Raw genomic sequence first — 21,101 nt, 5'->3', positions numbered from 1 at the left:
AAAGCAACAATCTCAAGCTGCTTAACGAATAAAATGTCTCTGTTTGATTTGTCTATTTTCTTGACATAGTACCACTTTTGCTAATTTCTTAAAAAAAGGGCTTACTTCCACTTCTTGTTTTTTTAAAAGACTATTTATATTTTTTACATACTCATTCCGTCTAGCTAGAATCATAAATGGCTTCTTTTGTTCCTCACATTCTATATCTGTACAAATACTTTGAAACAATTGAATAGCCTCTGAAGCCTCTTTAATATCTTTTATAAATATCACCTTTTGCTTTCTTGTTGCGTTGTTGCCAGCTCCAGTTTGCTCAATTTCTGTTTTGTGATTTGCAAACTGGACAATGTGTTGCGTACTACGAAAATTGTTGGTTAATATGTAGTTTCTGTGACTCTCATTGTTCCACTTTGCTTGAAATATTTCTGGCTTTGCTCCTGTAAAGCTATAGATAGATTGATTTGTATCCCCCACGCAAAAGAATGAAGAATGTTCTAGCAAAGAAAATAACTGTTCTTGATAATAAGTAACATCTTGATACTCATCTACAAGAATATATTTGAAACGGGAACTAAATGCATCCCGAATATGACCATACTTTTTTAAAATAAGATAAGAAAGATAAATCACATCTTGTTGATCTATGTACCCTTTATTTTTAATAAAATTCTTCCATGTCAATGCATCTGAAGGAGAAATCTTGTTTCTATAGCAATAAGGATTTCCCTTTTCATCACGGCCCAAGCTCTCGAACGCTTTAAATATACTCTCATTAATATGATAATGGGGGCGTCCTAGCATATTTGCAATATAATCTTTATATCCCCTAGCAAAACCCACAGAGGCAAGTTTATATGGTATCCCTTCCTGATGCTTAAAGTGTGAATAGGGTTTAATCACATGCTCTAATAAAAATGAATGAATCGTTCCTATAAACAGTTCGATAGGTAGCTGCACCCCTTCATTTTGTAGTCGCATCATAATTTCTTCTTTAGCTGCATTGGTATAAGTAATACAAGCAAGCCCAGATATAGTATTGTTACGATTTTCAATTATATATTTCAACCGCTCTATCAATAACGTCGTTTTACCACTACCAGGCCCAGCTTGTACAGTAATTGAATCAGTATGAGGGGCACAAGCTATACTTCTCCGGAAATCATCATTATCAACCATCACTTCTTACCTCCCCTTCACTCGTAAGAAAACTAAATACCTGCTTGATATATGCTGGAATATGAAGAACTTTCCCTTTATTTAATTCATCTAATATGAACTGGGAGAATTGACCCTTCTCCTTTGAAATAACCTCATAGGCTTCTTTTGCAAATTCGTGTCCGTCCAAAGTAACAATTCTTTCCCTTTCTACTTTTGTTCCAATATCGTATGTTTGAATCAATTCACGAAAAAAAGATGCATTATTCTCCATCATCAAATCATATTCAAATGTTTTAAGATTACTAGATATATATATATTAGAGGATGTACTGAAATCTTTAATTAAGCCAGCTGTTCTTGAACAGATTGGAAACTCACCGGATTTCGTAGGATAAGCTGCCTCTTTTACAACCTTGTCGTCACTTCCAATCACTTCATCCCCATGCACGTCTATTACAGGAACAGCTTCTGGATCACTATCAGTCAAAACAGCACACTTCATATCTAATCCCTTCGATCCAAATAACTGTAAAAACGGCCTAAATGCTACACCATCTACTGAAATAATAGAGATTCCTTCACTTTCTAACGTTTTATCTTCTCCCGCATGTCCCTTTTGTAGCATAGAGAAAAATTTCGGTATTAATAGACGTTCTGCAATTCCTTCTACTAATAAAACCTTTCTACCAAAGAAAATATCAGATTTGGTAGCATCTAACCATCTTTCTAAATACCGTTTATAATCACTTTCTTCTTTTTTATTTGTATCAAAAATTGTTCCAACACGTTTAGATAATGTCTTATTGATCCCTTTATAAAACACTACTAAACTATCCAGTTCTGCATGAGAACTAACATGTGAAGAATGGGTTGTCATAATAACCTGGCCCACAACTTTCTGATTAAAGAAATAATTAGCTAAGAACTTTTGTAAATGGCTATGCAGATGAGCTTCCGGTTCCTCAACAATTAAAAGCGGAAACACATAGTCATGATTTTGATTTCGCTTTTCCTTAATGGCTGTATATTGAGTGAGTAAAAGGCTAATATACAGCAAATTATTATAACCAAGACCATTCATATCAACAGAATGTATTCTGTCTTCATTTGAACCGATTAGAACCTTTAAATCTTTCAATAAAGCGTCATAGTCACTTTCTCCCATTTGGATTTTTACTCGTTGTCTCATAGTCCCTGTAATTTTTCCAAGGTGTTCATTGATATCACTCTGTACCTTCTGAATTTCTCTACCTTGCATAATTTGCTCATTAAGCTCATCAATTTTTTGAGAAATCTTATGAAGCTCTTCTTCCCCAAGATCGAAATTTTTTAGGATTCTCTGTAATTGACCAGAGGACTTTTTTAATTCAGTATTTGCATCTCTAAGAGCCCCTACATACTCGACTCCAAACTTGGATAGCATATTAAAATCAAAGGTGTCTAATGTTTCGCGCTCTCCACCATAAATTATCCACTCGTACTCATGAAGGGGAAGCTGAATTTTGCTAATAGGAGTAGCATCAAGAGGAGCTGAAACCGAAATATTTGCCTTGGGTTTATACTTGTAGGTAAGTTTTGCCTCACCGGGATTTCTTGTCAGCCATCTACTTGTAATAGCAAGCTCGTTTTCTGTTTCGATTCCATTTAAAGTTGCCTCAATTGTAATCTCTGGCCAAGTACCTTGAATGACGAGTCCATTCCAAAAATCCTCTTGTTGCAACGTTCGTTTTCGTAAAGAGTAATTGCTATTAAAGATAAGACTCACAGCCTCTAAAAAATTGGATTTCCCCACATTATTTTCTCCAATTATAATAGATAAGCCTTCATTCAAACTTACATTAAACTCCGAAAAGCTTCTGTAATTCAAAATTTTTACATCAGATATATACATAAAAGACCTCCATATTTATGATGATGTTCCAAATAATTCTATTATAGAAGGTATGGCATAGTATATAAACAAATAATCTATCATTTATAAGTTTAGAAATTTATATACATGTAACAACTCAAAAAACTAACACAAGATTTATGAATGTGAAATTTTTCAAATTAAAGAAATAGATCCAACAAAGAAATAACATAGTATTATATTTATTGATTAAACAAACATTATAATATATTAGGAATTACCGAAAGTATAAAAGCAGCAACATAGCGCTATGTTGTTTCTTTTGTTTTTTAGATTTTTGTTCTAAATATTTTATCTCTAAGCTAAAACCTTAAAATACCCTCTGAATGGAAAAATTGAGTTTTGATAACACCGAAGTTCATTTTTATCGTTTAGAAGGGGCTCTTCTTGCTTGAATTGATGGACATGGGGTACCACAAAATGGCCATCATCCAAAAAACGAAAATGAGTTCATCTTCTCATAGGTAGCCATGAAAAATGAACTCATTTTATATCTATCAATATTTTTTTAAATTAACTGAGAACCTGCCTGATAGTATACTTTCATTACCTCTTTTGGAACCATACTCCCTCCAGTTCCCCATACTATATGAATACCTTGGTTCAATTTTTTTGTTAAATCATTATTTGTTATATATCTTTTTCCTTCTTTATATAATTTAATTGGCCCAATCATACCCGCTAGTGCTGAGGGTTCCAACTCTATACCCTCTGTATCTACTAACCCTTTTAATAATTTATATAGATGATTATCGCTAATTGTATATATACCACTTAAAAATGGCTCTATTGTTTTACCTACAAATCCAGATGCTCTTCCCACGGCAAGTCCATCTGCATCTGTTTTATTGTCAATTCCAAAATCTTGCACGGAGATTCCATCATGCAATCCCGTCATCATACCTAATAGCATACAAGGAGAATGAGTAGGTTCTGCAAAAAATACATGCACATTATCACCATACATTAACTTTAAACCAAACGAAACACCACCTGGACCTCCACCTACTCCACATGGTAGATAGACAAACAGAGGACAAGACTCGTCGATTTTTATTTGAAATTTCTCTAATTGTGTATGTAAGCGCGCAGCGGCTACCGCATAGCCTAAAAATAAATGCCTTGAATTTTCATCATCGATAAAATAGCACATCGGATTCTTATCAGCTTGTTTTCTTCCTTCTTCTACCGCTTTACTATAGTCCGCTGTATATTCTATAACATTAACTCCTTTACTTCGAAGTAAATCTTTTTTCCACTTTTTCGCATCTGCTGACATATGAACAGTCACATTAAAGCCTAACTTTGCACTCATAATACCAATACTTAAACCTAAATTTCCAGTGGAACCTACAGCAATAGAATAGTTTGAAAAGAAATCCTTGAACTTTTTACTATCAAGTATAGAATAATTATCTTCTTCGTGTAACAAATGGTGTTCAAATGCTAAATTTTCAGCGTGTTTTAATACCTCGTATACCCCCCCTCTTGCTTTAATAGACCCTGAGATTGGAAGATGGCTATCACATTTTAGTAATAATTCCCCTGGTATTTCCTCGTTATATTTTACTTGCAAATACTGCTGCATAGCATTAATTTTCACTAATGGAGATTCAATAATCCCATTCATCTCTTGAGTTTCTGGGAAGACTTTTGCAATATATGGAGCAAATCTTTTTAACCTATTTTCTGCATCAATAACATCTGCTTTAGTTAACGAGCTATTTTGAATAGAAGATTCGAAGTCTTGCTTATTTGGGTTAACCCAAAACATCTCTTCTGTCGAAATTAATTTTTGAATTAAAGGATAATTCTTTTTTAAATCCTCTTTTGTTTGTATTGAAATCTCACTCATTTGTATACCTCCTATTAGCTATTATCAACTTAAATTATGTGATGGATTTTATATTAGCATTTAATTAAATAAAAATAAATAAAATTAAATTTAATTTTATTTATTCCCTCCAAATAATCACTTAAATGAAGAATTTTTGCAAAAAGAAGGTTAACGCAAGAAGAATTAGCTGAACGAATTGATTTACAACAGGCCTACATTGGTGGAGTTGAATGTAGCGAAAGGAACATTTCTATGCTTACTCTACAGAAAATTGCTTCTGATCTAGAGATTTCACCTGATAACATTTTAAACTTCCGTAATATCAAATCGCTTGATAATCCTCAAAAAAGAAGAATTTCTTAGTATCATTTCTTCCCAACTTCATCAAAAAAATGTCGATGAATTGAAATTCATCCTACAATTTCTTCATAATTTCTCTGAGTTCATAGAAAATAGCGGCACTAAGTGATGAATGCAATTTTTTTACATACCCTAACTATTACTAAGATATAAGGTACTGCCTATATGCCCCTCACCTAATATCCTTAAATACAAAAACGTTATCCTCTCTAAAAATATAAATTATAAAGGATAACGTTTTATAAAATTATTAAATCCAAGATAGTTAAACTAAATTTTTATAGATTTACATATTAGTATTCAATTACTTTTATACATAATAATACATCTGTTTAAATCATGTATTAATTTGTAGTTATATTTTCCTCTTCAAAATCCGTAATTTCAATTCCCCTTGAATGTAAACCCCTTAATAATACCAAATATTTATATAACAATTTTTCATTTTCTTTCTTTTGCTCCTCATATTCAATTTTAAAGACTTTACTTCTCATTTTTTCATTCTCTAATTGCTTCTTGACCTTAATAATTTTAACCTCTTGAGATAACAGATCCTTTTTTAATTGGCAAATAGTTTGTTGTAATTCTTCAATCCGCTTATTAAAAACGTAATTTTCTTTAGAATCAGATTTTTCTTCTTGAATTTCTACCCATTTAACATCCCAAAGATTTCTTAAATGTGGCTTGTACAATGCAGTCCTACTCAAGCCAGTCATTTCAGCAAGCTTTTCAGCTTTCATTTTTGTATGGTTCCCCTCAAGATCACGCAATGTTTGAATAGCCCATTGAACTCTCTGAATAGAATCTTGTTTCTTTTCATCTTGATATTTAGCTAGACCCAGACTCTTCATCTTTATTCCCACCTATGTACATTTTCATTTTTAAATTTTTGCTTAATACTCCCTTCATACTCCACTATTCCTGATTGGCATATTTCAATAATCCTTTCCAGGTAACTTACATTTCGAATTGCACTTTCTAAATGTGCAGCTCTTCTTTTATCATTAGCTGTCCGCTCAATAACATCTAGCCAATATTGATGTTCTTTTTTGTAATCTTCAAGATAGTCGGCTTTAGGAATAAACCAATCACACGCATAACATTCAAAATGAATGGAAGTACCTTTTGGATTACATCCTATGATATCCCCGCATATTCCAACACCTTTTTTTCCATTAACTTCCCATGTCAAATATTTGTTAATATCCTTTGATAGATATTTAATAGTATTTTCATCTAAATTCATAATGCGCCCTCTAAAGGATACAGCACTATCTTTGGCATTTTTCAAATTATTTATATTAAGATGTACCTCTTTATGTTTTTCTTTAATTTGCTCAACATAATTCGCAAGCATGTTTATATTTTTGTGTTTTGTAAGCTTAATAATTTGTTCAACAGTATAACCAACTTGATACATTCTATCTGTAATAGCATTATGTCTAAATTGATGTGTAGTGGGGAAATAAATCCCCCCATCGGTATCTTTGATACCGGAAATTAATATTAGTTCTTTAATTAACTTATTTATCTTTTCTGAATCCCATATTCTAAGATTCGTATGTTGTTTATTGTAAACATACGAAATTTTATTATTATCATCATAAAAACTCCAATGTCTTACAATAAATAAATAATCACTGTTCTTCTCATATCGATCGCCTAATTCGAAATTCTCCAATAAATTTTCGATTTGTTTTTGAAGCTTTTTTATTAAGTCTATTACAAACTTTCCATGCCCATGATAAATTACAGGTATCGTTTTAAGTTCACCTTGTAAATAGCCACCATTTTGTTTAAAGGAAGGGATGGTAATGGTATATTCACTATAGAAAGTGTTTAAACAAGACCGCTTCATACTCAAAATTTCTGTAATTCTATTTGGAAAAGAACGCATAAGCCAGTACAAAGTTCGAAACTCTAAGGGAACATTTACATTGAAATCTTTCATCAAAAAATCTAATTTTTTAATTACCTCATTTGGTATAACGCGTTTATTTTTATTTCCTACCTGCTTAAAAGGGTTAATCTCTTTTGTTGGAACTATATCTGGAAAAACAAGAAATCCCCTCATAACTTCAAATATGTCCTGAACCGCACTATATATATACGCTTTTCTGTTAGTAGAATACTCATGATTAATTCTAAGTTCATACTCGAATTTATTGATGGTACTTCTGTCTACTTCTTTTAGAGCTTTGCCTTGATAATTTGCCTTCAAGAAAACAAGGAATATTCCGAACATATATACTTTTCTTTGGATAGATAGAACTGAATTATTTTTGATTAAGGTATAATATTTTAATGCTTCTTTATATTCATCATCTATAGATAAAAACCTTACCACGTAACTCCTCTTATGTTGAGCATCTTTGTGCTTTTTATTAAAATACCACACATCGTCTTCAAATTTAAAATCACCTAATTGATTAATTTTACTTCTTAACTCTATTTTTAATTTTTCATTAAAAATAATTCCCCTACTTGATACTATTATACTTTGCTCCATTTAATTCTAACCTTTCATTCATAAATTTTTCTAATTGTGTAATAGTTTCTTTATAGTATTCTAGCAAGTGCAGTTCTGCCTGATATTCTCTATATTCATGCCAATCCTCCATCCCCTCCTCTTGAAATCGTCTCATTATTTCTTCTAGATACCTTTGTTGCTCATCTTTTAACTTTTTCCACATCGGCAACTTTTGTGGACCTGTTATTAGCATTTTACAACCTGTACATTTGCTTTTCTTACAAGGTCCAAAGGATACATGTTTAGCACAAATACCATGTCCCTGGGGAGTTTCTCTAGAACCTAGCGTTATTTCACGTTTAAGACTTTTTAATTCTGCATTTGAGTACGCTTCTTTAATATCTTGATCGAGATTATTAAACATTAACTCAAAGTACTCCATATCAAGTTCAGCAATTTTTTTTAATTGTACATCATGATAATGTTTAGATGTCGTACTAGTATGCAAATGATCTAGTATATCCCCTACCTCATCCAAACTTGCTCCTTCTGTAAATAGATTTACAGCTACAGTTTTTCTACACTGATGATGAGTGTAGTGCCATAATTCTCCTCTACCATCTTTAATTTCATATTTTTTTATTAAATTATTAATAAAATATGAAATATTTCCACTCTCATAAAATCTAATACCTATGTCACTCTCTTTAATAAAAATATTATTAATTCCATTATGCTCTCTTAAATTTTTTGTGCTTTCAATTTGTTTCTTTATACTATCTACCAAATTCAAACCAATAATAGGAATGGTGTGATAATCTTCTAAGCCTTTTTTTCTACGAAATTTCAATGTCTTTTGTGGAATAAATTTCAAACACGTAACATCGCTGTGTTCATCGTATATTAAACAATCTTTAGTAAGGCTAAGAACATCTCCTATTCTCATCCCAGTGTTCATCATGATTAACCAAACTAATTGTACATAGTCCGGTAATTCTTCTAATTTTTCTTCTAATTTCAAAATCACTTCTTCCGGAATATAACTAGCACTTGTAATAAAACTTTCAGAATTGTGCATAGTAATTAATCGAAAAGGATTTACTAAATACTCTTTTTCGTATCTTTCCTTCAACCAATCAAATATTAGTCTACATTCTGAAATACATGATTGAATAACTTTTACTTTATACTTTTCCCCTTTTGCATTCTTCAACTGTTGAAGTGAAAGTAATATTTGTTCAACTTTATATATGTTTATATCTAAAAACGAAAAGCCTTCTTCAAGTGACATGGAATCTACTGCTTTACCAAACATTTTCACATAAGTATATTTATTTCGTAGATTTCGAAAATTATGTTCATATCTGATCTGAGAATAGAAATATTTTTTTAACTCATCTTTTAATTTCCCAGAAAAATCATTCCATTTCAATCGAATAATCTCCATATAATCCAATTTCTTTTTCATTAAAACATACTCATCTTCTGCTATTTTATAGCTATAGTTACTCATATTTTTATAAAACTGTTTTTTAATATTATCTACTATAGTGCTTACAAACCCCTGAAACTCTGGAGCATTTTCATATCGATGAGAACTTATAAATGTTAACCCTAGTGAATATTTTCCTAACTGTTTCTTAGTTATATCAAATTCTTTCTCTATTAACTGAGTACCACAAATAAACAAGTAATTCTCAAATTCATCTTTAAATTCCAAAAATATATCAGGAAAAATCTCACCCTTCGGAAACGCATTCAAAATCTCAATAACCTTTTTCCTATTTATTTGAATTAATGCATTTCTAATATCTATTAACTTTAGTTGATAATATTCCTGTAAAATTTCATAACAAATTTTAATGCCTCGTAGCTCTTTATTAAACATTATGAATTGATTAATTATTGTATCTTTGACTATTTTATTTGGATTAATTATTTCTCCCACAACTTCTCCAATACGCAAACACCCACCTTTTACATATATTCTTTCACAAGCAATTCTAACCATTGTTATAAATTCTTTTCGAAATACTTCAGCTGCTATAGTAAAAACTAAATTTTTACTATCTTCCCTAGGATAATTTAAAATCAACTCACTGAAATCATCTAATTTGGACCTTTTCATAATCCCTTCAATTTCATTAACGAATTTCTTTAAACTTTCCATCCCACAATTGTTCCATTTGGAACTATACTTTTCAAACGACCATTTTAGTTCAACTTCAATACCATTAATTAAATATACATAAAAAAGATGCTTTGACTTTTTTAAAAGTTTCACATTTGCCATTTTATTCATTCCCCTAACTTTAAACTTTTCTAAGTATCAAATTTAACACCTATCTCTCTAATCTTCTTCATGATTTTCTTTCGTTGTTTCTTTGAATATCCTTTTTCATAGACTTTTAGAGTATTAATGCTTGTCCATCCCATTTCTTCCTTAATTAATGTCTCTGTTACCCCTACTTCTGGTTTATCTCTCATTATTTCAACTAATTCCTGAGCTCTTGTACTTCTACCACTGTGTGTCCTAATTTCTTTTCGATCAAGACCCGCTTTTTCCGCCGCATCTTTTAATATTTTTAAAAAATTCCTTGTTTTTAATGGTCTACCTTTATACCTTCCTTTATAATTTAAAAACAAATAATTACTGTATTCAACATCTGCCTCTCGCCTGTCATTTTCTTTATAAATTTGTATATTATCAACTAAATTCTCATGAATCGGAACCTCTCTTTCTACGGTTTTTGCTCTAGCTTGATTCTCAATATTTGTTTCTTTAATAACCTTCAACCAATTATCAAAGGGATCGAAATGTTCTAATTTTAATCCTAGTATTTCTCCTATTCTCATTCCAGTTTCTATACTAATACGAAAAACTAATTGATCTCTTAATGTTGGAAGTTGATTTATTATTGCTTTAACTTCTTGTTGAGTGTACCATTTAAGATGATTTCTATTTTCCTTATGTTTAATTTTGTTTAAAATTGTTTTTTCGGTATCCATTTCCCAAATTTACCCATATAAAAATTTTGTCTCTACAACTTCTCTATTATTAATTTTCTTCCTACCATACACAATTGGATTCCTTTCAATTTTTTCATTATCTTCTAACCAATAATAAAAAATTTTTAAAACACCTATATTTAATTTCAATGCAGAAAAAGTTATCGGACTTTCGATTGAAACTACTACTCCTCTCATTCCAAGTAGATTCTTAACATATTCCTCAATAACTCCTTTTTTTGTTACTTCTTTATAGTGAATCCCAATTTCTTTTAAGTATCGTAAGTATCTCAACATGGAATAAGCATATCTTTCTCCAGTTAAGTAACTATTCATTGACATTAAATCAAGCCATAAACAAACATCTGGAATAGGTATTCCATCCTCCACAATTAAATACCTTAAACTTTTTCCATTTGAGGCTTTCTTTACTCTTAGCCCATTCATAATTCGTCCACACCCCCTCTCAATAACCACCTATATTCTAAAATATCATTTATAGTTTACAAATACCTTAAAAGTAAACTATTCTAATCCACTTATTTTATTAAGATAATGCAAAAAAGTTAACCATTCCCTATGGTTAACTTTAATGTAACAGAACATAAATGCCGCCTCTAGCTTTAATTGACCCTGATATCGGAAGCCCGCTATCACACTTTAATAGTAATTCACCTAATATAGGTTTCCCGTAATTTTTCTCTAAAGACTGTTTCATAGTAGGTATCTTCACTAAAGGTGATTCTATAATGCCGCCCGTTTCTTTCGTTTCTGGAAAAACTTTCGCAATGTACGGTGCAAAACGCTTTAACCTCTCTTCCGCATCTTTTACATCACCTTCATTCAATGGGGAATCTTTTATTGCCGTTTCATACTTTTCCATGTTCGGATTCACCCAAAACACTTCTTCTGTTGAGATTAATTTATTTAATAGTGGATATTCCTCTTTTAATTTCTCTATTCCCTTCATTTCTCTTCCTCCTCATAACCTTGTAGCTTACGATTCAATAAAATATAATTAAATTAATTTTAATTTAGTTTAACATAAATTATTTACTTTAGTTAATTTTAATTTAATTTATTTAAATATAATTTAATAATTAGTAAGGAGCCTTTCATTATGGAAAATATAGATATTGGTAAAAAGATTGAAAAGCAAAGAAAAGAAAAAGGTTTAACTAGTAAAGAACTAGCAACGATGGCAGGTATTACACCATCTATGTTAAGTCAAATTGAGCGTGGGTCTGCTAACCCTTCTATTCAAACATTAAAAGTACTCGCTAAAGCTCTTGATGTTCCAACATTTAGCTTTTTATTGGAAGATACAAATACAGACGATTTAATTGTACGTTCTCATAAACGAAAAAAAATGATTATCGATAATTTATCATATGAATTGCTATCACCTGATTTTACAGGAAATTTAGCAACAGCAATTATGACTGTTCCACCGAATACAGCTTCATCAGAAAATGTACTAGAACATAAAGGTGAAGAGTTAGCATACGTATTAGACGGGAAAATTACATTACATTTAAATGAAGAAGAATACATATTAGAAACGGGTGATAGCGTAAAAATACCTGCTTATTTAAAACATAAATGGGTAAATCAATTCGAGAAAAATGCCATTGTTTTATTTTCTGTTACTCCGCCGATTTTTTAATATATAATAAAAAGATAGCCACGTACGGACACACTCCATATGTGGCTATCTTTTTATTTTTTCGGCACCAACAAAATCCCTAAACTAATAAAAAAGAAGCTCATTATTTGCTGTATTGATAAACCAAATAAAACCGAATTTTGTTCACTAATAAGCGAAATAATAATATGAGCAAATCCCTCAACCATTAGAAAAACACTTATGTTCTTTCCATTTCCAAGTCTTTCATTTTTCATCCATAACAAGCCGATTATACAAAGGGCGAGGATGATCTCGTATACGAAAATAGGGTGATATAAAAATTTAGATTCATATATTTTCACACCCCAAGGCAATGTCGTTTGTACACCTATTTTGTGGTTGAATAGAAAATAAAAAATAATGCTCATACATAGTCCAATAGGTAATGCATCAAGTAAAATACGAAGCGAAAATTGTCCCTTTTTACTTTTCCAAACAATGTATATACTCGCAATTATGCATCCTACTATCATATGCTTCATACTTCCTATAGCTAATAATGCTTGCACTGGCGCTTTAAAAGCCCATACTGGATTTAAAATTGCCGGTGCAAATTTCCATACAAATACGATGATAAGAAAGGCATTTGTTACTGCATCCATCATTTTTTCATATGGTACACTTTCGTTCTTCATCTTTCGTTTCATCAACATAAATCCAAATAAACTTCCAATTATAAGAGATACGGGTTGTAACCTCACGATCCACTCCATCAATACAAAATCCCCTCTTTAACTCTCAATTAATTTCTTAAATTTCTCTTCTAATTGATCTGGAGGTAATACGCCTCGTACTTGCTCTACGATAATTCCATCTTTATTAACAAAAAATGTCGTTGGTAACGAAAATACTTTATAATCTAATCCAGCTACTCCGTCCATATCTAGTAAAACAGGAAACTTAAATCCGTGACGATCTGCAAATGCACTCGCTTCTTGTACTGGATCTCCAATTGTCGCATTTACCGCAAAAATTTCAACATCCTTTTTATATTTATCATACATACGAACTAAGTCAGGTGCCTCCATTTCACATGGGCCACACCATGATGCCCAAAAATTAATAAGGTATGGCTTGCCTTTTGCATCATTTAACGAATACAGCTTCCCGTCTAACCCTTTTAATGTTATGTTTGGCGCTTTAAATCCTACTTGTGGTAATACTTCTGTTTCTTGTAACTCCGCTTGTTTTGCTTTTCTTTCTTTTTCTTCTTTCTTTGTATTATAAAAATTAACTCCGGCCCAAATTAATGCCCCGGCCAGTATAATCGCAATTAGTTTCTTCACTTTTCTTCCTCCTCATTTTTAAAAGCCTGTAAATCCACCGAATAGACGAATAAAGAATGCGGTAATTTTCGTCATTTGATTTGTATACAATAAAACCCCTGTTACAATCATCATTCCACCGCCAATTTTCATCATGACATTGGCATATGTAACAATCCATTTTACTTTCCCAATAAAGAATGCCATCACGAAAAACGGAACCGCAAACCCAAGAGTATACGCGGTAATATAAAGAAGTGCCCCTTCAGGATTTGTCGCACCAAGCATGAGTACAGCTGAAAATATCGGTCCAACACATGGCGTCCAACCCGCTGCATATGTCATACCGACTAAAATCGAGCGAATATATCCAGTCGATTTACTTCTGTATTGTACTTTTTTCTCTGCCATAAGCCACTTAGGTTGAAACAAACCTGTCATAAACAGTCCCATCAAAACAATAAAAACCCCACCAATTTGTTGAATCAATTTTTGGTTAGATGAAAATGTTATTCCAATCCAACTTACCGATAAACCTAACGCATAAAATATAACCGAAAATCCGATCATAAAAAATACGGTATGTATAATCGCTGATTTTTGCATAATTCCACGATTCTCTTTTAAATCTTGAATAGACACACCTGTAATATATGATAAATAAGATGGATATAGCGGTAAAGAACATGGTGATATAAATGACAATACCCCTGCCCCAGCTACAAGCCAAATTGTTAAATCTGCTGCATTCATTTTGCTCCCCCTAAAGCACTACAATAAGTAGTGTTAATTCTTAAAAAAAGAGGCTATATGCACTCTCCGACAATAAGTACAATCGACATACAGAATAAACCTAATGTTACATATAACGAATTCGTATGTAATGGAATATTGAGCTTAACAACTTTTTCATTTAACACTTGCTCGATTCGTAAATTTATTGCTGTTTTTGCAAATGAAGCTGTCACACATCGATTTTCCATTGTCTTTATTTTAATTAATTTTAATAACGCACTACCTAATTCGAATGAAGATTTCATCTTTTGCATTGCATATTTATCTGCTGCTAGCTCCTGATACACATGATAGCGCTGCAATAACCCTTTTAATATCGGGATGTACACCATTCCTTCTGCTAATAACGTAAAACAAAATAATTTTAATGGATCTCGATTAGTTTGATGATATTCTTCATGGAAAATAATCGCATCCATTTCTTCATCTGAAAATGTTTGAAGCATGCCTTCTGACATGACAACTTTCGGACGAAATAACCCAATTGTAAATGCCGCAACTTCCGCGTTCGGCAATATATATATTTGTTTTCCTTTTCGAATGAAAGGGATAAGTACTTTTTGTAATTTTTTACTATAGAAAAATTGTCGCCACATTCTTTTGCACACTATGAGTACTGTAAGTAATAGTAATCCAGCAATTATAATACGAATGAGCGATAATTCCTTCATATGTTGTTCTAATTGAAACAAGCAAAAATTTGAAAGAAAGAACGCCTTATTTTGAAACAGAAATGGATATGTAACGTAATACACTAACATACTGAAAAAGAGGGTACTAACAATTACTGCTAACAATACGATTTTACGCATTTGCCATTTCATTTCATTGATCCTCTTTTTTTAACTGACTCAATTTGTCTTCTAATTTTTTTATTAAAGTCGGATCAGCCTGCTCTAACTCATCTAGCATATGATTTACAACTAAATCTCCAAATTCCCCCATCAATTCCTGTGTCATTTTCTTCGTTTGATTGGATAAGAATTCTTCTTTTGTTTGTACAGTACGATATATGCCACTTCTTTTCACCGTCTGTTTTTCTAAGTGTAATTTCTCTACTAACCTGTTCATAACTGTCATAACAGTGTTAAAATTCACAGGTGATTCTTCACTTAATTTCTGCTGCACTTCTTTAATCGTAATACCCTCGGTAGACCAAACAATCTCCATAATTTTTGCTTCAAGAGGTCCAAAGAAATGATTTAATCCTTGCTCATTTAATTTATAGTTTTGAGTAAACATAGTATGTCTCCTTTCACACTACAAATTGTAGTACAAATTAAATGAAAGGTCAAACAAGAATGATATACACTAAAATTCACTACCTATAAATACGCAGGCCATTCCATTCATTTTAAACCTAATTTCTCTCCAAATGTCTCAAAGAGATACTGCTCTAAAATTTGTACATTAAACTTCTCATTGCGCCCAAGTGCAAATAACTCCCGATCCTTTGCTACGATAGTATCTAAAGGAATAACGACATTATCCACTATTTTTGTAATTTCAATGATGTTACTTTTTACATTTACCTCTGTTTTAAATTCAACATTTTCTAATACGATATGTGAACGTCTTCCTGATGTAAAAAAAGTAAAATTAGGATTTTTCACAACGCCAATTTCAGCCTCTAACGCATATAAATAGTGAAAAATTATATCTCTATGTCCATCTTTTATTATTTTTTCATCCTTCTCATCATCTAAGTATTCTTTCACCTTCGCTGCAAACTCAAATCGAAAATCCACCTTTTTCACGCTCCCTCTTTGTATTTTTATATTAAATAAATATATTGAAATAATTTTACCATATTGTAATACAAGTTCCTATTAAAAGTAAAAAACGATTTGTAAAATCTCTATTATTTCCGATTCCTTTTTAAAATGTAAACACTAATTCAATTTGAATTAATGCTTTGTTATATCCATTTAAACATATTGTTTCCATATTTTGAAACAATAGTATGAAATATTATATATCGATAAAGTGAAACTTTAATCAATGGGAGTTTCGTTCATCCCCCACTGATTATCAGCCCTCACCAATCAAGATTTTACGGGCAGCCCGCAAATAGCCGGGTAATTTGTTTCAAATTCATTTTTCTATATAGTTATCACTACCTTTACTATTCCGATATACTTAAACTATATTTTCTACTTATTCATTACTTGAGAGAAGGAATGTTACTCTCTTCTATCGAATTTTTATATAACAAAAATGATTAGGTGGTGCTTTACTATGAAATTAGCTGTCATTGGTGGCGGTGATTTACAAGATTCAAATCACTCGCCTATTAATGAGCGACTTATAGAATTAACAAATAAACAGTATCCAAAAGTATTATTCATTCCTACAGCTAGTCATGATGATGAAAGCTATATAAAGCTATTTTTAGAGACGTTCGAAAAACAATTACACTGTGAAGTACAAATTTTACGTACTATAGCTGATACACCTTCTAAATATGAAATAGACGAAATGATTCAGTCTGCTGATTTAATTTATCTCGGTGGCGGGAACTATATTCAAATGGTTACAGTATGGAAAGAACTTAAACTCGATGAAAAATTACTATTGGCTCTGCAACAAGGAACACTCATTGCGGGGTATAGCGCCGGTGCTATGTGTTGGTTCACATCTAGTATCCGATCAGATTATGAAGGTTCTGGTTATATAGAGTGTAACGGTTGGGGGATTGTTAACAAAAGGTTTTGTCCACATTATAATCAATTAAATAGAATGAACGCCTTCCATTCCTTTTTACAAAATCATCAAGGTAATATAGAAGGAATTGCACTAGAGGATAATTGCGCTTTATATATTACAGAAGAATCTTTTGAAATTATCGGTGAACCTGAAAAAGCGTGGGAGTTTTATATGAGCGATAACAAGCTCATTAGACAACATTTTGATATCACTTTAAAAAGCTATTTGTAAACATACACTTACAAAAAATGTCCCTAAGTATAATAGCTTAGGGACATTTGCATGATTTAACTCACTAGTCGTGTAATTCGTTTCTTCTGCCATGAAAGCTTATAATATGCATACTGTAATATTAAGCTGACAATAAATGCTGCTGGGTACCCAATCCATATCCCTTCTATGCCAAGACTTGTATGGTAAGAAAGGTAATACGCTACAGGTACTTCAACAAGCCAAATTGATACAACTCCGATAACAGTTGGCCATAATACTGTACCACTCGCTCGCATTGTCGCACTAATAATTTGCGCATGCCCGAAAATTAAATAACTCCATAACGTAATCATAACTAGGCTATGAGCAATTTCAATTGTAGTTTGACTCGTTAAAAATAGTGATAGAATGTCTCTTGAGAACAAGTAAATAAGAGATATTAGCACACCACCGATGACGTAGTTCATAATAATTCCAGCCTTCACAACTTTCTGCAATCTATCAAATTGATTCGCACCAATTGATTGTGCTGCAAAAATGGAAACTGTAATACCAAGGCTAACTGCTGGCATTTGTACATAACTTGCAACCTGGTTCACAACGCCATAAGCTGCTGTTGCATCCGAACCATAACGATTTACAAACGCGATTACCGCAATTTCAGATAATGAAACTAATATCATATTAATACTCGCTGGAATTCCGAGTCGTAACAATAGCTTCAATAATTCCCTATCCATGCGAAGATATTTCCTTACCGTACTATCTAATTGTAGTGGGTGATTTTTCTTCTTTAAATACACCAACATGACAATAAACGTAATAACTGTAGATATAACAGAAGCATAGGCTGCTCCATACACATCTAATTTCGGAGCTCCTAACCATCCAAAAATAAGAATTGGTAATAAGATCATATTTAGTGCTGTACTTACAATTAAAAAGTAAAATGGCGTTTTAGAATCTCCTGTACCTCTCATAAATGTTGTGTATGCAAAATATAAAAATAATACTGGCATCGATATAAATAAAATACGTGCATAATGAACACTTATATCAATAATATTTTCTGGCGTTCCCATTAGGCGCATAATATCCATCGCAAAAATACTACCTATTATCGCCAACACAACTCCAATAATAAATGTAAATGTCAGTGTCGTACCAACGATAGCTTTTAAACGATCTTCGTTTTTAGCACCAAACGCCTGACCAATTAAAATAGAACTCCCTGAACCAATACCAATTACAAATGAAACGAGTAAGAAAAATAGTGGAAAGAATGCTGATATAGCCGCTAAATCATTAACGCCAAGCCATCTTCCTACTACTACCATACCGAATAATTGTCCAATCGATTGTAATACATTACTTAATAGTAACGGTACTAAAAACATGGACATCGATTTCCAAATCGGTTTACTCTCACTTTCTAACTTATGTGACTCCGCACCTTCTTTATTATTATCTGTAGGTGGTTTCAAATTTCATTTCTCCTTTTATTAAAAATCTGTTTTTCAACTTCTATTTCTTTGTATAGTTGTTATAATAATGTGCCTCTATTTATTTTCTTTTCCATATTATCATAACTTTACCCAATATTGGCTTCCATCTGCTGTTCTATCTAAAAAACCATATTCGATTAAATACCTTCTTAAAGTTACAAAATCCGGGTATACTCTTTCTATGATAGTATTTACTTCTTTTTCAGTGTACTTTTTATTACTATCAAACTTCGTCACTAAATGGCGTAATATAATTAATTTGCGCTTTTGCTTTTTCGGAAATGTAGAAAGTGGTCCATCTAATCCTTCTGTAAAATGCGCTTTTAATACTTCATCATTTTCTTCTTCCGTAATATTGTAGCGATCATCTACCATCGTTGCGGTTCTATGAATTGGTACAAATTTCGTTTGTACTTTTGATTTTTCTTCTGACAGTTCCATTAATGCTAAAAACACTTTCGCTTGCTTCATTTTCTCTCGAAGTGTAAATCGATGATTACGAATGGTTGATGTACTTCCGCCATCCATCTCTTTTACAATCTCTTTATCATTCAGCCCCATATGGAAAAACTGAACCATTTTCTTTTGCAAATCCGTTAAACCCGTATACTTTTTATCAAGGTTTAATAAATAATCAAACATAGACGTATGTTCATTTTGCACATGCAATTGCACAAACTTCTCTGCTTCATACAAAACTTGATTATCTTGATAAATAACCCCCTTAATAAACGCTTCTCCACAAGCTAAACAAATATACTCCTCTGCTTCCACTTCAAATACATACCCTTTCTTCAATTCTTCTACCGAAGCATCCCAAAACTTCTCTGAAATATCACTCATACTAAACACTCCTTTAAAATGTTTATCTAAAAACAGACGTTTCCCAATAACGTTTACTATCTCTTCATCATCTTAACATACAGTAAATAAACATTTCAACATTCCGTTTACCCATTTTACAAACTTTTATAAAAAACGTCTACTAAATAATTTTATAAAAAGAATTAAAGTAACAAAAAAGCGAATGTATTTAATACACAAATGAAGATAGGATGTGAAACAAAACATGACTATTCTGCAAGATCCTTGGTTTACTGTTAATCAAATTTACGGTTCACATCATACTCTTGGTCTCCCCCTACTATACTGAAAGAACTAAAATACGCTATTCAATATTTGAGTGATAACAACCTCGTTCTACACGGAACTGGTACTCACTCATTCCAAAACTTCAGCATTCAATTTTAACTACAAAAAAGGTATTTCCGTATATGGAAACACCTTTTATCCATTATATATTCTATTTATAACCTCAACTAAAGCCTTACTTACCTGTACAAATATATGCTTTCGATTTCCATCCTCAACAAATTTATTTGCACAACTACCCATGACCGTCATACAACTAATTATGACTAGCGCTAACTTTCTATTCTTGTAAGTCACTTCATACCTCTCCACTATTACAAAATTCCATTTAAATTTATCCCATCAGGAAATTTTACATGAATAATAAAACGTGTGAATATACAATTATGCATATATACACGTTTTATTACGATGTTGTGATTTAATTTAGTTAGAGTACACGTAAACCGAGGTGACTAACTTGAAATTCAAAGCGAAAAAGAATCCATTTCACGTCATTTTCATTACATTATTTATCACTATTTTTCTCGTTTCGCTATTCTTCCAAAATGAAAATTCTATTTTTTTCACTCTCATGATGCTATTAAATATCGTGAATCTTTCTTCATTCTATTTCTCTCACTACGACGTAACGGAATCATCTCTTGTTGTAAAACATGGTTTCATACTGCGTACTGAAATTCCATTTGAAGATATTCGCCATATTACATACTCTGGCAAAACACTTCCCTCAGAAAAGTGGACTAGGCAGCAATTAGAAATCCATTACAATTTATTTGATTCTGTGACAACTTTCGTACCACAAGAAGAAGAAAAGTTCATTTCACTCTTAAAAGAAAACTGTCCACAAATGAAAGTATTGAACATGCCTGCTAACAAATAATATATTTTAGCACTTGCAGTAATACAAATGGAAGTCATAAAAATAAATATCAAAAAAGCCAAGATTCTAAAGAATGAAGTGACCCCTAAAAGTTAGACACGGTTATTTCATTAGGCAGCTTGATAAAAGTGAGTCCGGTATTGCACCGG

Annotated in this window: 19 protein-coding genes and 3 pseudogenes; 5 read left to right on the top strand and 17 right to left on the bottom strand. The window is 31.8% G+C overall.

Annotated elements, in window-relative coordinates:
* Positions 1 to 21: 21 nt before the first annotated feature.
* The 3 genes from JDS99_RS27480 to JDS99_RS27470 all read right to left on the bottom strand — a co-directional run bounded on the left by JDS99_RS27480 (position 22) and on the right by JDS99_RS27470 (position 4,925).
* Positions 22 to 1,176 (bottom strand): UvrD-helicase domain-containing protein, encoded by a 1,155-nt coding sequence (locus JDS99_RS27480; RefSeq protein WP_242475771.1) that lies wholly within the window; start codon positions 1,174 to 1,176, stop codon positions 22 to 24.
* Positions 1,169 to 3,049: an ATP-dependent nuclease gene (locus tag JDS99_RS27475; RefSeq protein ID WP_199696101.1), complete on the bottom strand. Its 1,881-nt coding sequence runs from the start codon at positions 3,047 to 3,049 to the stop codon at positions 1,169 to 1,171. The genes JDS99_RS27480 and JDS99_RS27475 overlap by 8 nt, the downstream gene beginning before the upstream one ends.
* Before the next feature lie 529 nt (positions 3,050 to 3,578).
* Positions 3,579 to 4,925, bottom strand: coding sequence for a D-serine ammonia-lyase (locus JDS99_RS27470; protein ID WP_199696100.1), 1,347 nt, complete (start codon positions 4,923 to 4,925; stop codon positions 3,579 to 3,581).
* A 132-nt stretch (positions 4,926 to 5,057) separates the two neighbouring features.
* On the opposite strand from JDS99_RS27470, the pseudogene JDS99_RS27465 reads away from it, so the two are divergent.
* Positions 5,058 to 5,376, top strand: a pseudogene (locus JDS99_RS27465) (helix-turn-helix domain-containing protein).
* Positions 5,377 to 5,611: 235 nt separating this feature from the next.
* On the opposite strand, the gene JDS99_RS27460 reads toward JDS99_RS27465, so the two are convergent.
* The 6 genes and pseudogenes from JDS99_RS27460 to JDS99_RS27440 all read right to left on the bottom strand — a co-directional run.
* Entirely contained in the window at positions 5,612 to 6,118 is a 507-nt protein-coding gene (locus tag JDS99_RS27460) for a DUF6262 family protein (protein ID WP_199696099.1), read from the bottom strand.
* Between the two features lie 2 nt (positions 6,119 to 6,120).
* Positions 6,121 to 7,776 carry a tyrosine-type recombinase/integrase gene (locus tag JDS99_RS27455; protein ID WP_199696098.1) on the bottom strand — a complete coding sequence of 552 codons (1,656 nt, stop codon included), beginning with the start codon at positions 7,774 to 7,776 and terminating at the stop codon, positions 6,121 to 6,123.
* Positions 7,748 to 10,030 carry a site-specific integrase gene (locus JDS99_RS32135; protein ID WP_242475770.1) on the bottom strand — a complete coding sequence of 761 codons (2,283 nt, stop codon included), beginning with the start codon at positions 10,028 to 10,030 and terminating at the stop codon, positions 7,748 to 7,750. Before JDS99_RS32135 ends, JDS99_RS27455 begins: the two co-directional genes overlap by 29 nt.
* 29 nt (positions 10,031 to 10,059) lie before the next feature.
* Complete coding sequence (locus JDS99_RS32130) at positions 10,060 to 10,746, bottom strand: tyrosine-type recombinase/integrase (protein WP_242475769.1); 687 nt, start codon at positions 10,744 to 10,746, stop codon at positions 10,060 to 10,062.
* Between the two features lie 9 nt (positions 10,747 to 10,755).
* Positions 10,756 to 11,193, bottom strand: a complete 438-nt coding sequence (locus JDS99_RS32125) for a hypothetical protein (RefSeq protein ID WP_242475768.1) — start codon at positions 11,191 to 11,193, stop codon at positions 10,756 to 10,758.
* A 148-nt stretch (positions 11,194 to 11,341) separates the two neighbouring features.
* A pseudogene (locus JDS99_RS27440) lies at positions 11,342 to 11,716 on the bottom strand (D-serine ammonia-lyase); the annotation flags it as partial.
* A gap of 150 nt (positions 11,717 to 11,866) precedes the next feature.
* On the opposite strand from JDS99_RS27440, the gene JDS99_RS27435 reads away from it, so the two are divergent.
* Positions 11,867 to 12,412 (top strand): helix-turn-helix domain-containing protein, encoded by a 546-nt coding sequence (locus JDS99_RS27435; RefSeq protein WP_000427657.1) that lies wholly within the window; start codon positions 11,867 to 11,869, stop codon positions 12,410 to 12,412.
* Positions 12,413 to 12,465: 53 nt separating this feature from the next.
* Here the strand turns inward: JDS99_RS27435 and JDS99_RS27430 are convergent, their stop codons facing one another.
* From JDS99_RS27430 to JDS99_RS27405, 6 genes are all read right to left on the bottom strand, one after another.
* On the bottom strand, positions 12,466 to 13,146 hold the full coding sequence (locus JDS99_RS27430) for a prolipoprotein diacylglyceryl transferase family protein (protein WP_088062951.1): 681 nt from the start codon (positions 13,144 to 13,146) through the stop codon (positions 12,466 to 12,468).
* Between the two features lie 18 nt (positions 13,147 to 13,164).
* Complete coding sequence (locus tag JDS99_RS27425) at positions 13,165 to 13,719, bottom strand: TlpA family protein disulfide reductase (RefSeq protein ID WP_000733169.1); 555 nt, start codon at positions 13,717 to 13,719, stop codon at positions 13,165 to 13,167.
* A gap of 18 nt (positions 13,720 to 13,737) precedes the next feature.
* Positions 13,738 to 14,451, bottom strand: a complete 714-nt coding sequence (gene ccdA / locus JDS99_RS27420) for a cytochrome c-type biogenesis protein CcdA (protein WP_000990445.1) — start codon at positions 14,449 to 14,451, stop codon at positions 13,738 to 13,740.
* A 53-nt stretch (positions 14,452 to 14,504) separates the two neighbouring features.
* Positions 14,505 to 15,317 (bottom strand): M56 family metallopeptidase, encoded by an 813-nt coding sequence (locus JDS99_RS27415; protein ID WP_147787997.1) that lies wholly within the window; start codon positions 15,315 to 15,317, stop codon positions 14,505 to 14,507.
* Position 15,318: 1 nt separating this feature from the next.
* Entirely contained in the window at positions 15,319 to 15,735 is a 417-nt protein-coding gene (locus tag JDS99_RS27410) for a BlaI/MecI/CopY family transcriptional regulator (RefSeq protein ID WP_000495070.1), read from the bottom strand.
* 107 nt (positions 15,736 to 15,842) lie between these two features.
* Positions 15,843 to 16,241 (bottom strand): DUF3942 family protein, encoded by a 399-nt coding sequence (locus JDS99_RS27405; protein ID WP_002108594.1) that lies wholly within the window; start codon positions 16,239 to 16,241, stop codon positions 15,843 to 15,845.
* A gap of 490 nt (positions 16,242 to 16,731) precedes the next feature.
* Between JDS99_RS27405 and JDS99_RS27400 the strand changes: the two genes are divergently transcribed.
* Positions 16,732 to 17,430 (top strand): peptidase E, encoded by a 699-nt coding sequence (locus JDS99_RS27400; protein WP_199696097.1) that lies wholly within the window; start codon positions 16,732 to 16,734, stop codon positions 17,428 to 17,430.
* A 56-nt stretch (positions 17,431 to 17,486) separates the two neighbouring features.
* On the opposite strand, the gene JDS99_RS27395 is transcribed toward JDS99_RS27400, so the two are convergent.
* On the bottom strand, positions 17,487 to 18,896 hold the full coding sequence (locus tag JDS99_RS27395; protein WP_000804152.1) for an MATE family efflux transporter: 1,410 nt from the start codon (positions 18,894 to 18,896) through the stop codon (positions 17,487 to 17,489).
* A 99-nt stretch (positions 18,897 to 18,995) separates the two neighbouring features.
* Positions 18,996 to 19,760, bottom strand: a complete 765-nt coding sequence (locus JDS99_RS27390; RefSeq protein ID WP_097889332.1) for a DUF2087 domain-containing protein — start codon at positions 19,758 to 19,760, stop codon at positions 18,996 to 18,998.
* 256 nt (positions 19,761 to 20,016) lie between these two features.
* Here JDS99_RS27390 and JDS99_RS32120 point away from each other — a divergent pair.
* Positions 20,017 to 20,168, top strand: a pseudogene (locus JDS99_RS32120) (MBL fold metallo-hydrolase); the annotation flags it as partial.
* A gap of 361 nt (positions 20,169 to 20,529) precedes the next feature.
* Positions 20,530 to 20,952: a PH domain-containing protein gene (locus JDS99_RS27385; RefSeq protein ID WP_199696096.1), complete on the top strand. Its 423-nt coding sequence runs from the start codon at positions 20,530 to 20,532 to the stop codon at positions 20,950 to 20,952.
* Positions 20,953 to 21,101 lie beyond the last annotated feature (149 nt).

This window comes from Bacillus cereus group sp. N6 (assembly GCF_016483705.1).
Taxonomy (GTDB): Bacteria; Bacillota; Bacilli; order Bacillales; family Bacillaceae_G; genus Bacillus_A; species Bacillus_A wiedmannii.
Note: the sequence above shows the minus strand (reverse complement) of the source record. Positions and strands in the feature narration are given on the sequence as shown.

Excerpts from the sequence above, each read along its gene's own strand:
- JDS99_RS27480 (WP_242475771.1), bottom strand. The coding sequence starts at position 1,176 with ATGGTTGATAATGATGATTTCCGGAGAAGTATAGCTTGTGCCCCTCAT.
- JDS99_RS27475 (WP_199696101.1), bottom strand. The coding sequence starts at position 3,049 with ATGTATATATCTGATGTAAAAATTTTGAATTACAGAAGCTTTTCGGAG.
- JDS99_RS27470 (WP_199696100.1), bottom strand. The coding sequence starts at position 4,925 with ATGAGTGAGATTTCAATACAAACAAAAGAGGATTTAAAAAAGAATTAT.
- JDS99_RS27460 (WP_199696099.1), bottom strand. The coding sequence starts at position 6,118 with ATGAAGAGTCTGGGTCTAGCTAAATATCAAGATGAAAAGAAACAAGAT.
- JDS99_RS27455 (WP_199696098.1), bottom strand. The coding sequence starts at position 7,776 with ATGGAGCAAAGTATAATAGTATCAAGTAGGGGAATTATTTTTAATGAA.
- JDS99_RS32135 (WP_242475770.1), bottom strand. The coding sequence starts at position 10,030 with ATGGCAAATGTGAAACTTTTAAAAAAGTCAAAGCATCTTTTTTATGTA.
- JDS99_RS32130 (WP_242475769.1), bottom strand. The coding sequence starts at position 10,746 with ATGGATACCGAAAAAACAATTTTAAACAAAATTAAACATAAGGAAAAT.
- JDS99_RS32125 (WP_242475768.1), bottom strand. The coding sequence starts at position 11,193 with ATGAATGGGCTAAGAGTAAAGAAAGCCTCAAATGGAAAAAGTTTAAGG.
- JDS99_RS27435 (WP_000427657.1), top strand. The coding sequence starts at position 11,867 with ATGGAAAATATAGATATTGGTAAAAAGATTGAAAAGCAAAGAAAAGAA.
- JDS99_RS27430 (WP_088062951.1), bottom strand. The coding sequence starts at position 13,146 with ATGGAGTGGATCGTGAGGTTACAACCCGTATCTCTTATAATTGGAAGT.
- ccdA (WP_000990445.1), bottom strand. The coding sequence starts at position 14,451 with ATGAATGCAGCAGATTTAACAATTTGGCTTGTAGCTGGGGCAGGGGTA.
- JDS99_RS27415 (WP_147787997.1), bottom strand. The coding sequence starts at position 15,317 with ATGAAATGGCAAATGCGTAAAATCGTATTGTTAGCAGTAATTGTTAGT.
- JDS99_RS27410 (WP_000495070.1), bottom strand. The coding sequence starts at position 15,735 with ATGTTTACTCAAAACTATAAATTAAATGAGCAAGGATTAAATCATTTC.
- JDS99_RS27400 (WP_199696097.1), top strand. The coding sequence starts at position 16,732 with ATGAAATTAGCTGTCATTGGTGGCGGTGATTTACAAGATTCAAATCAC.
- JDS99_RS27390 (WP_097889332.1), bottom strand. The coding sequence starts at position 19,760 with ATGAGTGATATTTCAGAGAAGTTTTGGGATGCTTCGGTAGAAGAATTG.